Annotated in this window: 18 protein-coding genes and 2 pseudogenes; 10 read left to right on the top strand and 10 right to left on the bottom strand. The window is 59.5% G+C overall.

Going from position 1 to position 13,520, the window contains the following annotated elements:
- Window positions 1-25 precede the first annotated feature (25 nt).
- The gene (locus AB4Z52_RS35035; protein ID WP_442222428.1) at window positions 26-727 is read right to left on the bottom strand and encodes an IS6 family transposase; all 702 of its coding nucleotides are present in this window, start codon (window positions 725-727) and stop codon (window positions 26-28) included.
- Window positions 728-1,306: 579 nt separating this feature from the next.
- Between AB4Z52_RS35035 and AB4Z52_RS35030 the strand changes: the two genes are divergently transcribed.
- Window positions 1,307-1,597: a hypothetical protein gene (locus tag AB4Z52_RS35030; RefSeq protein ID WP_442222427.1), complete on the top strand. Its 291-nt coding sequence runs from the start codon at window positions 1,307-1,309 to the stop codon at window positions 1,595-1,597.
- 57 nt (window positions 1,598-1,654) lie between these two features.
- Here the strand turns inward: AB4Z52_RS35030 and AB4Z52_RS35025 are convergent, their stop codons facing one another.
- Together AB4Z52_RS35025 and AB4Z52_RS35020 are read right to left on the bottom strand one after the other, a co-directional pair.
- On the bottom strand, window positions 1,655-2,599 hold the full coding sequence (locus tag AB4Z52_RS35025; RefSeq protein WP_442222426.1) for a nucleotidyl transferase AbiEii/AbiGii toxin family protein: 945 nt from the start codon (window positions 2,597-2,599) through the stop codon (window positions 1,655-1,657).
- Window positions 2,589-3,176 (bottom strand): DUF6088 family protein, encoded by a 588-nt coding sequence (locus AB4Z52_RS35020; protein ID WP_442222425.1) that lies wholly within the window; start codon window positions 3,174-3,176, stop codon window positions 2,589-2,591. The genes AB4Z52_RS35025 and AB4Z52_RS35020 overlap by 11 nt, the downstream gene beginning before the upstream one ends.
- 425 nt (window positions 3,177-3,601) lie before the next feature.
- On the opposite strand from AB4Z52_RS35020, the pseudogene AB4Z52_RS35015 reads away from it, so the two are divergent.
- Both AB4Z52_RS35015 and AB4Z52_RS35010 read left to right on the top strand, forming a co-directional pair.
- Window positions 3,602-4,024: pseudogene (locus AB4Z52_RS35015) on the top strand (transposase); the annotation flags it as partial.
- Window positions 4,025-4,212: 188 nt separating this feature from the next.
- Window positions 4,213-4,383 (top strand): hypothetical protein, encoded by a 171-nt coding sequence (locus AB4Z52_RS35010; RefSeq protein WP_442222424.1) that lies wholly within the window; start codon window positions 4,213-4,215, stop codon window positions 4,381-4,383.
- A 195-nt stretch (window positions 4,384-4,578) separates the two neighbouring features.
- Here the strand turns inward: AB4Z52_RS35010 and AB4Z52_RS35005 are convergent, their stop codons facing one another.
- On the bottom strand, window positions 4,579-5,484 hold the full coding sequence (locus tag AB4Z52_RS35005) for an SDR family NAD(P)-dependent oxidoreductase (protein ID WP_442222423.1): 906 nt from the start codon (window positions 5,482-5,484) through the stop codon (window positions 4,579-4,581).
- Window positions 5,485-5,955: 471 nt separating this feature from the next.
- Window positions 5,956-6,888 carry an NAD(P)-dependent alcohol dehydrogenase gene (locus AB4Z52_RS35000; RefSeq protein WP_442222422.1) on the bottom strand — a complete coding sequence of 311 codons (933 nt, stop codon included), beginning with the start codon at window positions 6,886-6,888 and terminating at the stop codon, window positions 5,956-5,958.
- Between the two features lie 105 nt (window positions 6,889-6,993).
- Between AB4Z52_RS35000 and AB4Z52_RS34995 the strand changes: the two genes are divergently transcribed.
- Window positions 6,994-7,365 (top strand): winged helix-turn-helix transcriptional regulator, encoded by a 372-nt coding sequence (locus tag AB4Z52_RS34995; RefSeq protein WP_442222421.1) that lies wholly within the window; start codon window positions 6,994-6,996, stop codon window positions 7,363-7,365.
- 58 nt (window positions 7,366-7,423) lie between these two features.
- Here AB4Z52_RS34995 and AB4Z52_RS34990 read toward each other — a convergent pair whose 3' ends face one another.
- Window positions 7,424-8,323, bottom strand: coding sequence for a LysR family transcriptional regulator (locus AB4Z52_RS34990; RefSeq protein WP_442222420.1), 900 nt, complete (start codon window positions 8,321-8,323; stop codon window positions 7,424-7,426).
- 118 nt (window positions 8,324-8,441) lie between these two features.
- Between AB4Z52_RS34990 and AB4Z52_RS34985 the strand changes: the two genes are divergently transcribed.
- From AB4Z52_RS34985 to AB4Z52_RS34970, 4 genes are read left to right on the top strand one after another with little or no spacing between them, the layout of a single operon-like run.
- Complete coding sequence (locus AB4Z52_RS34985; protein WP_442222419.1) at window positions 8,442-9,320, top strand: NmrA/HSCARG family protein; 879 nt, start codon at window positions 8,442-8,444, stop codon at window positions 9,318-9,320.
- Window positions 9,321-9,355: 35 nt separating this feature from the next.
- The gene (locus AB4Z52_RS34980; RefSeq protein ID WP_442222418.1) at window positions 9,356-10,315 is read left to right on the top strand and encodes an alpha/beta hydrolase; all 960 of its coding nucleotides are present in this window, start codon (window positions 9,356-9,358) and stop codon (window positions 10,313-10,315) included.
- Window positions 10,316-10,317: 2 nt separating this feature from the next.
- Window positions 10,318-10,707 (top strand): hypothetical protein, encoded by a 390-nt coding sequence (locus AB4Z52_RS34975; protein ID WP_442222417.1) that lies wholly within the window; start codon window positions 10,318-10,320, stop codon window positions 10,705-10,707.
- 54 nt (window positions 10,708-10,761) lie between these two features.
- On the top strand, window positions 10,762-11,391 hold the full coding sequence (locus tag AB4Z52_RS34970) for an NAD(P)-dependent oxidoreductase (RefSeq protein ID WP_442222416.1): 630 nt from the start codon (window positions 10,762-10,764) through the stop codon (window positions 11,389-11,391).
- Window positions 11,392-11,531: 140 nt separating this feature from the next.
- Here AB4Z52_RS34970 and AB4Z52_RS34965 read toward each other — a convergent pair whose 3' ends face one another.
- Both AB4Z52_RS34965 and AB4Z52_RS34960 read right to left on the bottom strand, forming a co-directional pair.
- Entirely contained in the window at window positions 11,532-11,756 is a 225-nt protein-coding gene (locus tag AB4Z52_RS34965; protein WP_442222415.1) for a hypothetical protein, read from the bottom strand.
- 10 nt (window positions 11,757-11,766) lie between these two features.
- Window positions 11,767-11,964 (bottom strand): SDR family NAD(P)-dependent oxidoreductase, encoded by a 198-nt coding sequence (locus AB4Z52_RS34960; protein ID WP_442222414.1) that lies wholly within the window; start codon window positions 11,962-11,964, stop codon window positions 11,767-11,769.
- Here AB4Z52_RS34960 and AB4Z52_RS34955 point away from each other — a divergent pair.
- A complete protein-coding gene (locus AB4Z52_RS34955) occupies window positions 11,951-12,238 on the top strand; it encodes a transposase (protein WP_442222413.1) in 288 nt (95 codons plus the stop codon). The genes AB4Z52_RS34960 and AB4Z52_RS34955 overlap by 14 nt on opposite strands.
- Window positions 12,239-12,781: a transposase gene (locus AB4Z52_RS34950; RefSeq protein ID WP_442222429.1), complete on the top strand. Its 543-nt coding sequence runs from the start codon at window positions 12,239-12,241 to the stop codon at window positions 12,779-12,781.
- Between the two features lie 156 nt (window positions 12,782-12,937).
- Here the strand turns inward: AB4Z52_RS34950 and AB4Z52_RS34945 are convergent.
- Window positions 12,938-13,144: pseudogene (locus tag AB4Z52_RS34945) on the bottom strand (nucleotidyl transferase AbiEii/AbiGii toxin family protein); the annotation flags it as partial.
- Between the two features lie 53 nt (window positions 13,145-13,197).
- Window positions 13,198-13,520, bottom strand: a 323-nt coding sequence (locus AB4Z52_RS34940; RefSeq protein WP_442222412.1) for a DDE-type integrase/transposase/recombinase, incomplete at its 5' end; no start/stop codon positions are given.

Here is a 13,520-nt window from a genome sequence, read left to right as displayed (position 1 = left end):
TCGTGGCCGCTTGCACTACGGCGGTTCATGCCCGAGCGATTTTCGTCCACAGGCTCATCGCCTCTGAACGCAGTTCGCGATGATGGCTGGAGGAGACATCGTGGCGGGGGATTTGAAACAGATTGGCAATCGGATCGTGGATGGAAACGAAGCGTTGCAAATGGCGCTGTGACTTGAAGCGCTTCATGATCCGTTCCCGTCGCCGGACTGGCTGGTGGGAATTCTCCGCCCGATTATTCAAGCCTTTATGCGAACGGTGTTCGACACTTGGCATAATCTCGCGCTTTGCAGCGTCGTAGGATCGAAGCTTGTCGGTGTTCATCACCCGCGGCGCACGGCCTTGGCCCTTCAATAGCTTGCGCATCAGACGCTTGGCCGCCTTGGCATTGCGGCGACTTTGCACCAGAACCTCCAGCACGAAACCGTCCTGATCGACGGCGCGCCACAGCCAGTGCTTCTTGCCGCCGATCGAAACGACGGCCTCGTCGAGGTGCCACTTGTCACCCAGCCGACCGGCCGAGCGGCGGCGGATCTCGTTGGCGAAGGCCCGCCCGAATTTCTCCGCCCACAGCCGGACCGTCTGATGCGAGACGACAATCCCGCGTGCCGCCAACATATCCTCGACCATCCGCAAGCTGAGCGGAAAGCGGAAATAGAGCCAGACGGCGTGAGCGATGATCTCAGCGGGAAAGCGATGGCGGCGGTAGAGCGGGTCTCGGTCTGTCATGGCCTGTCATCTCACATCGACGTCGATGCTTCGTTAAGTTGACGATGCGCACCGCGGATTATGCTTCGAACGAGAGCCGACGTGCGCTGACCTCCTGAAATCTGGCAGTTAAATCTGACGATTGAAGCACTAGGTCGTTATTTACTATGGTAAAATCAGCGGTGACACGGGTGGGTGGTTCGATTCCCATCAAGACCACCAATTCAGCAACGGAGCTTTCGGTCCGAGGCGGGCAATGTGGTCGCCGGTCGGTTCGCGAGCGCCAGGGGTGCGTGTTTCCAGCACAAAAAGCCCCGCGATGCGACGGTGGTGTGGTGATCACGCGGCAGTAAGGCGGTGCTATTGCCTAATGCTGTCTAGTCGCGCCAAGTCGAACTAACGCATGCCCCGCACCGCCAATTTGAATCAAAAGGTCTGCTCTCATCTCCCCGTCGGTGACGACCTTGATTTTGGTCCATTTGTCTATCTTGGTATCGAGCGGTACGGGCAAGCCCTCTCGCAGCAAGAGAGTAAGCTCGGGTGCTATGTCCGACTTGTAGATGCAAATTCTCATTGCACGGCGCCCAACTGAACAGGATTGTGACAGTTACATTGCGCTGCGTTATCAATTATTGCAATGCCGCAAACGCCTCGCCGCTCGTTTCGCAACGTTCCCGCATTTTCCATTGCCCTGATCTGTCTGCGGAGCTCGCAAGCGTTGGCTATCGTGATGCCGTCTCTCCCCTGCCGCAGGGACGAGGGGATGAGTTTCGTCGTGGTGCGCCGAGACCCGATCCACGTGGCATGCCGAAGGGGTCGCGGCCGCGCGACGTCGTCGATCCTTATCTGCATCTCGATGCGATCAAGGTGGAGACGCGGGATTTCAAATAGTTGGCAACAGAGGGGTTGCAGGTTCGGATAACCCATCAGTCGCAGCGTGTTGGGCAGTTAGAGGATTCTCGCGTAGGACGCGATACGCGCGAGGATCTCTTTCAGGCTGGGCCTGCCGTGATAATAGAGAGCCGCGGTTCGCTCATACGCGCTTTCGTAGAGTGCGAATGCCTTTGGGTCGGAAAGGCTGAACGCCGGATTGCCGCTGATATCCGGATTATCGAGTTTTGGAAAGCGCCGTTGCTTGTGGGCAAGATATGCATCCGTGCCAATGAAAGCCTGAACGTCTGCTTGGTCCAGCAGGCAGTAGACGTCGTAATAGTGCCGAAGGAAATTGGCGGGGAACTGTCCGGTCTCTTGCTGCTTGCGATATTTGGTGGAAATGGTCTGGGGCTTCTCCACCAAGGTATAGCCGGTCTCGTAACAGGGCACGGCCAACGCGCGATTATCGATCAGCTCGACGCGCGATGACGCATAGTCGTAGGCCCAGGAGCTGATGTCCCTATTGATATTGGGCGCAACCGTATCGAAGCCGGCCTCGAGCAGTACGCCGTCTTTCAGCACCGACTTCGCGCCGGTCGTCTCTGGGTAATAGAGTCGGATGCCCCCGCTGCGATAGCTCTCGTTATCGAACTCCGTATCACGCTCTATGCTTTGAATGCCGTCGATCGTGATTGTCGCGGCCAGCCAGTCATAGAAGGCCTTGCGGCTTTCCCGATGGGCGGGCTTGTCGTGATTGGGGCCTGTTTTTACACCCATCGCTTCCGGAGGCTCGATACGGATATCAATATCCTCTGAAAAGCGGTTGATGATGCGGTATCCTTTGGAGAGCGAGGTGCCGCCCTTCAGCTCGAATGCCATGCCCAGCTGTTGCAGGCCGTACAGGCAATGCATGATCCAGTAGTCTTTTTCGACCAGCACGGGCTGCACCTTCATCTCGTCGGCGACGATGCGCAACAGGGACGCGAAATCTTTATGGTTATGCAAGAAATCAGCTGGCATGCGCATCCGCTGCGAGCGCGTTGAAGAATTTCCGCGTGCGCACCATGCCGTATTCCTTGGCAGCACGGGTGAGGGCGCTGCGGTTGCCTTGTAGAGCGCGCTCCTTCACGCGGGCCAGCACCTGTTCACGGTCCTCGGCCAGATGGTCGAGATTGTTGACCAGGTCGACCAGCAAAAACTCTTTGGTTAGGTTTTTGGGGAAGGCTGGTTTCTTGCGGAACTCGAACTCCCGTCCGCCCAGCGTGAAGCTGCCGTGGCGCTTATGGTTGTAGACGACGGTCTTGTTATAGAGCTGCGTCGCTCCGACACGCAGGCTGTTATAGGCATTGGGCGAGGTAACGAGATAACGGTCATCCTTCAGGAAAGCCTCAAGGAGGGCATTATCTTCCGCCGGCGCTTTGCCGAACGCCGTCTGCTTCGGCCGGTAATAGATGCCGGTCGATAATTTGTTCAGGTATCCTTCCGCAAGCAGCTGCTGCAGGTGCCGGTCGACCGATGACGACCATTGAGTGAGGTCTTCCCGACGGTAGACCTTGCCGGCACGTAAATGTCTTTTCAGTTCCTGTAACTTCGTCATAGGACTACTCCTTCACTCACTATACCCAAATATGGAACTGAATGCAATTTTTTCCAAAGTTCATGCAAATGGCAACGATTACAGAGCAACTAAGCGACTGCAAATACGACATTTTATATGGTTGGCTTCCGAAGTTTTCTATCACGAGAAAATAGAAAATCCGGAAATTTTCTGACCTTCGGGGAGATCGTAGACGACGGCCACCACATGGCGCGCGGTTCATGGCAACATACAGTTTGGCGCGGGTTTCGGTTTTCAGCGCGGATTGAGGATCTTTGAGCCATTCCACCATCTCTTTCGTGGGATAGACAACGGCGCGGTCAAAGCCGCATCATCGCGGAACGAGGGGGCGACTAATTCTCGGAATTGGGGGGCGGCATCATTTCGGAATGAGGGGGCGGATTGCCTCGGAATTTGCAGGCGGGCGAAAGCTGCATCTGGTGGTTGAAGCCGACAGTGGCGAGATCATAGCACATAGTCTGACAGATCAGGAAACCGGCGACGCTTCGCAGTTGGAGCCTTTGCTGGACCAGATCGACGATGAGATCGGCCAGTTTACTGCCGATGGCGCCTATGATGGCTATCCAAGCTATGAGGCTGTCCTGCGTCACAGCGCAGGCGCAAAAGTGGTCATTCCGCCGCGCTCGAACGTAGTTGAACGGCCTATCGTCCAAGCATCCTGCCAGAGAGACGACCACATTGCATCCACGCAAACAGATGGTCGGCTGAAATGGCAGGTATCTAACGGCTATGGCAAGCGAGCGCTGATCGAAACGGCGATGGGTAGATACAAGGGCATCATCGGTCCGCGGTTGCGTGCTCGTTCATTCCGTGCGCAGCAGACAGAAGGAATCCAGTGTGACAGCTTCTTCGATGGAGAATGCGGCGGTTGATTCCGGTCAAAGCGAAGAGCGCGAGCCCATGTGGGCAATTACGTTGTCGCGAACCCGCGGTCATAGCTTTCGCAGAAAGCACAACTCCTCTCAAGCTACCCGACTGGTTGCCCACCCCTGCCAAGCGGCGCAAGCGTCACGCCATGCGCGTGATGGATGGGTTTGTCGGCGGTCTCGTACGTGACGCTCTCAATTCTGCGACGACGGAGAGAGGCGCCCTCGTCGCCAGCCTGATCGAGCATCACGAGCATCGCTTCGACGCTATCCGCGACGATGCGATGAGCCTGCTGATTGCCGGCCACTCGCAACCTTGATAGCTTTGGGTTGGATCTTCCCAAATCAGGTAAGGCTGAAGCTCCGCGCGAAAGCTTAGGTCCAATCGACGCACAGGACTGCCATAAGTTCAATTCTACTATCATAGCAAGGGAACGCTTCGTTACTCGAACTTTAGGCTCGGGTTTGAACAAAGCCAACCGGCTAGGCTGCAAGCGAAGTAGCAGCGTTCTATGTTAGAACGCCTCACCCACCATACTCTCGCTCGCGAGCCACAATGCTTTGGCCGATTCAGCATCCAGCGCATAACTGCGAACGCCAGCCCTGGCGGTCGGATCGTCGTTGACCTCGGCAACATGACAATCCTCAGCATAACGCCCCCCGACTTCGTCGGCAGACGCGACGTAGCCGGCCCAAACCGACGTCGCCGCACCCTGCGCCACGGTCTTCCAGGTGAACGCCGATGCGGCCGACGGTTGTGCGTCGATCAGTTTTAGTGTTGTTTCCGTCAGAACGGCGCCCGGATGTACCGCCGTTGCCCGTATTTCCCGACTCCTGTACCGCCTGTCGAATTCGACCGCGAAAAGGATCGTCGCTGTCTTGGACTGGCGGTAAGCCACAAGCGGGTCATATGGTTTGCGCTCGAAGTTTGGGTCGTTCAAATCGACATCGGCACCCCGATGGCCGGCCGATGATACCATGACGACACGTCCCTCCCGACGCAGCAGCGGCGCCATTTGGTTCACGAGCAGAAAATGGCTAAGATAGTTAGTCGCGAAGTGCGTCTCGAAGCCATCAACAGTGAGGCCGAACGGCACCGCCATAACGCCTGCATTGGCGATTATGAGGTCGAAGGGATTGGCCTCAGCCAAAAGCGCGGCGGTACAAGTGCGGACGCTTTCCAGTGAGGAAAGTTCCAACTCGACGAGCCTGAAGCTACCATCTGGCCTCAGTGCTTCCATCGCAATCGCACCCTTTGCCAGATCACGGACGGCGCCGACCACAACGGCACCATGGCAGGCCAGGGCACGCGCGGTCTCCACACCAACTCCGGACGAGACGCCTGTGACCAGTATGCGCTTGCCCGTCAGTCGGCGCCCATCCAGCACCTCATCCGCCGTCGCTGTTGGTCCATATATCATTTATCATCCTCACTTACTGGCAATTTGGGCGGTATCGAGGACGCGCTTGCGATCGACGACTCAGACCGCGCTAAGATCGATAGTAGGCGAATTTCGATTGTGAAGGCGATCGAGGATCTCAATGAGACCCATGCCCACGACATTGAAGAGCGAATGGAAACGTCGTCGAGCTGCCAGTACTCATTAGAACATACGGCCAATCTTCCGCGACGTAGACCGCTAGTGGCTCTACGGATTGTTTTAGAGTTCTGTAGCGTAAATGTATTTCTCATCATTGTCGGAGGCCGCCACCGACCCCGCAGAATGTACGCTACACAGTACGATATTCCGCGCGATAGCTACGCAAACCCCTCCGATTGCCGTCATTTCTCGTTCAGGCTGACACTTCCCGCATTATCCGCAAATATCAAATCACCATTCGCCAATCCGCCAAACCCACCCGCGGTGCCCAATACGGATTGCCTCCAGCCGTCATCCCATCAATATCACGGATTTGCCCGGAAGCCGGTTACCGGCTTCAAGCTCGCTGATCAGGGCAATCGCCTCGGGTAGAGGAGCAGTACGGTTGATCGGTATCGAGAACTGGCCGGCGGCGGCCAGATCGACGATCTTCTGTAGGATCAATATGCTCGGCACGCCTCTGACAAAGATGTGCTTCGATGAGATCAGCGACCTGATCAAGTTGCCTGTGGTAGGATCGATGTCGACCGCGATGCCTGAGCGCTTGGTCAGGAAATCTTCTTGCCTGGACGTTAGGCTGCCATGGCAGTCGAAGACGGCGTCAAAGGTGCCCTTCAGGTTGTTGGGCAATGGCTGGGTGTAATCCAGCACCCGCGCCAGCCCCATATCGGCGAAATTGGGGAAAGACAAAGGGCCCACGCGAGCGGTGATGACGGCCCCGAAGACTTTGGCAATAGCAATCGCCGCCTGTCCGACACCACCGGAGGCGCCATTAATGAAGACCGACTGTCCTGGCTTCAGCCTACCGCCGTCGATCAGTGCGCGCCAGGCGGTCACACCGACGGTCGGCAAAGCGGCGGCGGCGGCAAAGGACAGCGTGGCTGGTTTCTTGATCACAAGATTCGAAAGGGTGATCGCCGTTTCGGCAAAAGCGCCCGGCTTCATCATCGGTACTTGGCCGAGCACTTCGTCTCCATCGGTAAAGTCGGTCACGCCGGGGCCGATCCCTTCGACGACGCCGGCGAAGTCCATGCCCATCGCCCGCGGGAAGCGACGACCCATCATGAGCTTCATGAAGCCCTGGCGTAGCTTCCAGTCGAGCGGATTAATCGAGGCCGCCTTGACGCGCACCAGAATTTCTCCCTTGCCGAGGGATGGGAGTCGATAGGCCTCCAGGCGCATCACCTCGGGTCCGCCGTATCGATGGTACTGAATGCGCTGCATTTCATTCTCCAGGTCGACGTGATTTCTGGTCTCAAAAATTGACTTACTCCAGATAGGTGACTAAAGGTCGCGCAACAAGAACGCATATTTTCAGGACCAGGTCATATGGATATGCCCACACCGCCCGACGCCTCGTCTGCCGATTGCCGTGGGGTCAGCGAGATTCTCAACCGGGTCGGGGACAAATGGACGATGCAGGTGGTGGTAGCCCTTCGCGATAAGCCACGGCGTTTCAACGACCTCAAGCGCCAGGTTGCCGGGATCTCGCAGCAAATGCTGACGCGCACTCTGAAGACACTCGAGCGCGACGGTATGGTCGAGCGCACGGTCTCTGCCACCACGCCGCCACAGGTGGAATATGCATTGAGCGAACTCGGGCAATCGCTGTCCGAGCCCGTGCGGCAGTTGGCGCAATGGGCGGTCGCGCATCTCGCAACCATTCACGACAACCGCCTGCGCTACGACACGAACCGATGAGACCCGCACGTCCTCAGTCCCCCCGGATTGAGGATTGAGATGCGGCCCCCTGTGCCGCTCATACCGACGGCGCAACGAAGGCCTTCTCCGGAAACGCCCTCCCAACCACCTCCAGGAATGCGCGCACCTTGGCGCCGACCAGGCGGCGTGAGCTCTGCAGCGCCCAGATCTCCACGGGGGGACCGGCTTGCGTTCCCCAATAGGCAAGCCTCCCGGCCTCGATGTCTTCGGCAACGAGGAGTTTGGGCAGCAAAGCCGCACCGGCGCCCGCCAGCACGGCATCGCGGACCATCAGAAGCGAAGAGAGGCGCAGCACCGGCTCCGGCCCCAGGACGATGTCGGCCTCAGTTCCGGAACTTATTCGCCAAAGTGTCCCGGGCGGTGTCGCGGAGAGCAGAACGGCCCTCACGGCAGCTTCATTGCCACCCACCGTTGGAGAGGGACGCGGCATGTCGGGTGGCGCCACGATCAGGCGTTCATCGTTGAGGAAACGACGGCCGACGAGGCGTTCGTCCGGCGAAGGGTCGATCCGGATGACCAGATCGTAACCATCCTCGACCGGATCGACCTTGCGGTCCTCGGCAACGATTTCGAGCTGGACCTCCGGATGGGCCAGAGCAAAGCGCGCGCCGATCCGGGGCAGCGCGACATGCGCGAAAACCATCGGTGCGCTCACCCGCAATCTACCTTTCGGCGTCGATGCGCCAAGCACGACCGCCTCCCCGGCCTCAGTGATTTCACCTAGCAGCCCGTGTGTGCGCTCATGAAGCGCCCGTCCTTCATCCGTCAACCGCAGGTTCTGGGACCCGCGCTCGATCAGCCTCACGCCGAGGCTCTCTTCGAGTTCGGCGACCCGCCGCGACAGCGTAGCTTTGGAGCGGCCGGAGACACGGGCGGCGCGGCCGAACCCGCCGTGGGCAGCAACGAGGTCGAAGTCGGACAAGCCCTGAAGATCCATTTGTCGTGTTCCGTATTTGAGACGAGTTATCTCGATATTGGCATCTTCTAAACGATAATGAAACGGATATCTTCTTCCTCAGCAGATGAAACCTGCACCAACACAAGGAGATTTCGGCATGACCATTCTCGTTACAGGCAGCACAGGAACCATCGGGGCGCAGGTCCTGGCCCATCTTCAAACTCGCAACGCCGATGTCCGCGCCTTGACGCGCTCACCCGAGACGGCGCAGCTTCCCGCTGGCGTGGCGGCTATTCGCGGCGACCTTGCCGACCCGGATTCGGTACGCGCGGCGCTTACGGGCGTCACCACACTGTTCGTGCTCGCCCCGAATGTCGCCGATGAACTGACACAGGCCATGCTGACCCTGACAGTCGCCCGCGAGGCCGACGTCAAGGGCATCGTCTATCTCTCGGTCTTCGGCGGCGACGCTTATGCCGACGTGCCGCATTTTGCCGGCAAGTACACTGTCGAGCGGATGATCGAGGCGCTCGATTTGCCCGCAACGGTTCTGCGTCCCGCCTATTTCATCCAGAACGATCTTCGTCAGAAGGACGGACTTCTGAAGGCCGGCGTCTATGGCTCGCCGATCGGCGCGAAGGGCGTCCCGATGGTCGATATCCGCGATATCGGCGAGGCCGCCGCGATTGAACTGGTTCGCCGTGAGCAGGCCGCGACGCCGCTTGACCGCGAGACCTACGCCCTGGTTGGTCCCGATAGCCTGACCGGCGAAGGGATCGCCACCCTCTGGAGCCAAGCCCTCGGCCGCGCGATCCGCTATGGCGGCGACGATCTCGTCGTCATGGAACAGCGCATGAGGACCATGCTGCCGGCCTGGCACGCGCTCGACCTGCGCCTGATGTTCAGCCGGTATCAGACGGAAGGCGCGGTGGCGACCGCTGAGGACATCGCGCGCCTGACCAAGCTTCTTGGTCGCGCCCCGCGTTCCTATGCCGCTTTTACCAGGGATGCCGCGGCCCAGTGGGCGAAGAGCTGAACCGCACCTTACGCCCCAACAAAGGAAGACTTGCCATGATGACGATCCGACCCCTCTCGCCTGAAGATGCTCCAGCGGTGGCCGCGATGCGACAGGCCGCCTCGGCTCATAAGGGTGAGACACTCGGGCCCGAGGCGCGGCCGATGTTCGACGCCATGTTTGCCGCGACACCCGCTGCGGCGGATGTCCGAGTGGAGGCCGCAACCGTTGGCGGGATTGCCGGGTTCTGGCTCCGAGTGACAAAGGCACGACCGGGCGCGTGCATCCTCTATCTTCACGGTGGCGGCTATGTGCTCGGCTCGGCAAAGGCGCTGACCCATTTTGCGGGCCAGATCGCCGTACGCGTCGGCGCCGATGCCTTCGTCCCGGATTACCGCCTTGCGCCCGAGCACGCTTTCCCGGCGGCGATCGACGATGCGGTCGCCGCCTATCGCGGCCTCGTCGCGGAAGGAGCCGAACGGATCGTGGTTGTTGGCGATTCGGCGGGCGGCGGTCTGACGCTGGCGCTGCTGTCGATACTCGCCGCCGACAAAACCAAGGACATGGTGCAGCCGGTCGGTGCAGCGGCGATGTCGCCTTGGACCGACCTGGCGCTTGCCGGCGACAGCTTCGAGACGCGAACGGAGGCCGACCCGATCTTCACCCGCGGTGTGCTCCAGGCCTTCGCCGACATGTATCTTCAGGGCCAGGATGCCACGAACCCCAAGGCGTCGCCGCTCTATGCACCACTCAACGGTCTGCCGCCGATCCGCATCGATGTCGGAGACAACGAAGTACTGCTCGCCGATTCAATCCGCTACACTGAGCGGGCGCGAGCCGCAGGTGTAGAGATCACGCTGACGGTCTGGGAGGGTATGCCGCATGTCTTCCAATCCTCCCTCGGCCAGTTTCTCGCCGCCGAGCAGTCCCTGAACGCCGTTGGCGCGTTCCTCTCGAACCGGCTCGATACCCTGGCCGACAACGCCATCCCCTCCACCCCTTTCATTGGAGCCTAATCATGACACGCGTATTGTTTGTCGGCCAGAAGCCGGAAACCGTCGACTTTACCGATCCCTCCCTGCCACCAGGGTTCAATGCTGAAAAGATCCAGGCGGGCATCGACATTGCCGAGACGACAATGACCGAGCGCGGTTGGGACGGCGATGTCTGCATGATCGCTCCCGACGACAGTGGCATCGCAGTACTGGCCGCGCAGCTGGCGAGGGTGGATTACGATTGCGTCGTGATCGGTGGCGGCCTGCGCCTCCCGCCAAAGGGGTTGCCGTTCTTCGAGAGGGTCGTAAACGCGATCCACCAGGGCGCACCGAAGGCGGCGATTGCATTCAATACCCGTCCCCAGGATACGGCGGAGGCCGCGGCGCGGTGGGTCGGCGAATACCATCAGTGATTTCCTGCGCCAGCGGCTCATCGATGCATCCCAACACAACTTCGGAGATTTGACATGAAAATCTTGGTATTGGGCGCCACCGGCGCCACCGGCCGGCTGATCGTCGGCAAGGCCATCGCAAAGGGATACGAGGTCGTTGCCTTCGTTCGCTCCAAGGCAAAAGCCGTGGACCTCGCCGGCGCCGAATTGTTCGAAGGCGATGCCCGCGATCCCGCCGCGCTGACCCGCGCGATCGTCGGCTGTGATGCCGTCGTCAGTTCGCTGGGCACGGCCATGAGCCCGTTCCGGCAGGTGACCTTGCTCTCGACGGCGACCCGCGCGCTGGTCGGCGTTATGGACCAGCAGAACATCCGTCGTCTGGTGTGCATCACTGGGTTGGGTGCCGGCGACAGCCGCGGCCATGGCGGCTTCTTCTTCGACCGGCTGTTCCTGCCCCTGATGCTGCGCAAGGTCTATGAAGACAAGGATCGCCAGGAGGATGCGATCCGGGCGAGCAAGCTCGACTGGACCATCGTCCGGCCGACGGTGCTCAACGACAAGCCGCCCCGCGGAGGGATCAAGGCGTTGACCGACCTGTCAGGCGTCCACGGCGGGACAATCGCCCGATCCGACGTCGCGGAGTTCGTCGTGCAGCAGATCTCCGCAGATACGTGGTTGCGCAAAGCGCCGCTGATCACTTGGTAGGATCGATTGCGGCCTCTTTCAGCGGCGAGCCGTCCTAGCTGCACGATCAGAATTTCCTCAGTCATCTGATCGACGGCAAACGCACAGGATTCTCACGGCCTTCAGCCCGCCTCTTATACCACTGCCGCGATACACGGGATTCACCTTGGATTGAGGAGCGCGAATTTCTGCCCGTAGTCTCCGTTCTTTTCGGCCCAGCGAAGCGCTTTGACGCGCTCGACGAGAATCTCGCCGCCAGGCGGGTGCGGGTCAGCGAGAAGCTCCATCACTTCAGGGATGAACGCCGCCCGCGGCATGGCATGCGCCCGGTCGGCCCCGATCATCTCTGTCTTCACGTAAGGAGGAGGAAGCTCAAGGACCGCCACCGACGTATCCCTAAGCCGGAAGCGACTGCAGCCAGGAGTGAAGAAAAGCCTCGCTGGCGCAATAGACAGGGAAATTGTTGCGGGGAACGAAGGCCGGACCCGACGACGTTGTCATGGTCGTCGCGTCTAGCTGCTGCATCAGCACAGGTAGCAGCACCGACGTCAGTAGGAGAGTGCCAACGATGTTGGTCTGAATGACCGCCCGCACGTCAAATGTCTCTGAATTGCCTGCGGATCTGGCGATTGCGCTGTGCTTGACCCTGCGTCTTGTCTACGGGCTGCCTCTGCGCCAGACCCAAGGTCTGCTGCGCAGTATAGCGACGCTGATGAGCATGGAGATTTCGGTGCCGGACTTCTCCACCCTGTCGCGCCGGAGCAAAGGGCTGGCATTGCCGTCAGCAAAGTCCGGTGCCAGAACTTCAGGTCCGGTCCATCTGGTGGTCGATAGCACGGGATTGAAGATCTTCGGAGAGGGCGAGTAGCTGGAAAACAAGCACAAAACCAGTGCAAGACGCAAACCATGGCGCAAGCTTCACCTTGGTATTGATCTTATCTGTGGAGAGATTGTTTGCTCCGAACTGACCGCGGATGATGTCGGCGATCCGACGGCTTTGTCAGACCTTCTGGACCAGATTGACGCTCCCGTGGCGCGCTTTATCGCCGATGGCGCCTATGATGGAGCGGCAACCCGTGATCTTCTGGCAGAAGGCTTTGGTGAGATCGTGGAGGTCATTATCTCGCCTCCCAAGACCGCCGTTGCCAGCCCTCAATTGGTGCTGGTTCCATCTGTCCGCGACCGCCATATCGCGGAAATCCAGACCAAGGGGCAGATGGCATGGCAGAAATCCACCGGCTACAATCAGCGCAGCCGGGTAGAGACCCCGATGGGCCGATGGAAGGCTGTGATCGGGCCGAAACTCAAAGCGCGACATTTCGCCAATCAGAAAACAGAAGCCAAGATCGGCGTCCATGTTCTCAACCGGATGACTGGACTTGGCCGTCCCCAGTTCGAGCGCGTTGCATGAAAAATGCAGTGGGTAGGGTTATATCGCCTCAAATTTGATCCCTGCAACAGTGCCGCCCAACCCATGCGGCTCGCTCTGCCGGCCGCAAGCAGGATGATCACGACGGAAATCGTGCCGTGCGACCGCGCACTTGTCTCGATCTGCGTGATCAACCGTCTATTGCCCCTCGTTGAGAAACCTCTCCAGATCCTCGATGCTTGTCATGACAGCCTCGAAATCAGGCGGCGTCGCAAAGATCATGGCCGACATTCTCTCATAGTCGGCCGCCAGTTTCTTTCGCATGTCGGCCGTCGGCACCAGTCGGAAACTGCCGGGTACCGCCCGATCATAGCGATGGTCCGGCGCGCGGAACATCAGTTCCTTGGCCATCGTAAACTTAACGTGCCAAGGCCAAAGAAGTGCGACATTTGCTGCGATCAGGCAGCTTGAAGGCGGGCGACGTCTCGCCAAGTATCCAAGGCTGCTGCTCGCAGTTGGCGATGGTGGGCGGATGGAATATCGTGGCGGGGAACGTTAAAGAGGTTGGCAATCGGGTCGTGGATGGAAACGAAACGCTGAAGCTGTCGCGCTGATTTGAAGCGCTTCATGATCCGCTCCCGTCGTCGGACGGGTTGATGAGAATTCTCCGCCCGATTGTTCAGGCCCTTGTGCGAGCGATGCTCGACGCCTGGCATGATCTCCCGCTTCGCCGCACCGTAGGATCGAAGCTTGTCAGTGATCATCACACGCGGCGAACGGC

Source organism: Rhizobium sp. 2YAF20 (assembly GCF_052114685.1).
In the GTDB taxonomy this organism is placed as follows: domain Bacteria; phylum Pseudomonadota; class Alphaproteobacteria; order Rhizobiales; family Rhizobiaceae; genus Rhizobium.
The sequence above is the reverse complement of the archived record's forward strand: the minus strand, read 5'-3'. Positions and strand labels throughout refer to the sequence as shown.

Bases quoted from the DNA above. Each gene is read 5' to 3' on its own strand.
- AB4Z52_RS35035 (WP_442222428.1), bottom strand. From the start codon at position 727: ATGACAGACCGAGACCCGCTCTACCGCCGCCATCGCTTTCCCGCTGAG.
- AB4Z52_RS35025 (WP_442222426.1), bottom strand. From the start codon at position 2,599: ATGCCAGCTGATTTCTTGCATAACCATAAAGATTTCGCGTCCCTGTTG.
- AB4Z52_RS35020 (WP_442222425.1), bottom strand. From the start codon at position 3,176: ATGACGAAGTTACAGGAACTGAAAAGACATTTACGTGCCGGCAAGGTC.
- AB4Z52_RS35010 (WP_442222424.1), top strand. From the start codon at position 4,213: ATGCGCGTGATGGATGGGTTTGTCGGCGGTCTCGTACGTGACGCTCTC.
- AB4Z52_RS35005 (WP_442222423.1), bottom strand. From the start codon at position 5,484: ATGATATATGGACCAACAGCGACGGCGGATGAGGTGCTGGATGGGCGC.
- AB4Z52_RS35000 (WP_442222422.1), bottom strand. From the start codon at position 6,888: ATGCAGCGCATTCAGTACCATCGATACGGCGGACCCGAGGTGATGCGC.
- AB4Z52_RS34995 (WP_442222421.1), top strand. From the start codon at position 6,994: ATGGATATGCCCACACCGCCCGACGCCTCGTCTGCCGATTGCCGTGGG.
- AB4Z52_RS34990 (WP_442222420.1), bottom strand. From the start codon at position 8,323: ATGGATCTTCAGGGCTTGTCCGACTTCGACCTCGTTGCTGCCCACGGC.
- AB4Z52_RS34985 (WP_442222419.1), top strand. From the start codon at position 8,442: ATGACCATTCTCGTTACAGGCAGCACAGGAACCATCGGGGCGCAGGTC.
- AB4Z52_RS34980 (WP_442222418.1), top strand. From the start codon at position 9,356: ATGATGACGATCCGACCCCTCTCGCCTGAAGATGCTCCAGCGGTGGCC.
- AB4Z52_RS34975 (WP_442222417.1), top strand. From the start codon at position 10,318: ATGACACGCGTATTGTTTGTCGGCCAGAAGCCGGAAACCGTCGACTTT.
- AB4Z52_RS34970 (WP_442222416.1), top strand. From the start codon at position 10,762: ATGAAAATCTTGGTATTGGGCGCCACCGGCGCCACCGGCCGGCTGATC.
- AB4Z52_RS34955 (WP_442222413.1), top strand. From the start codon at position 11,951: ATGACCGCCCGCACGTCAAATGTCTCTGAATTGCCTGCGGATCTGGCG.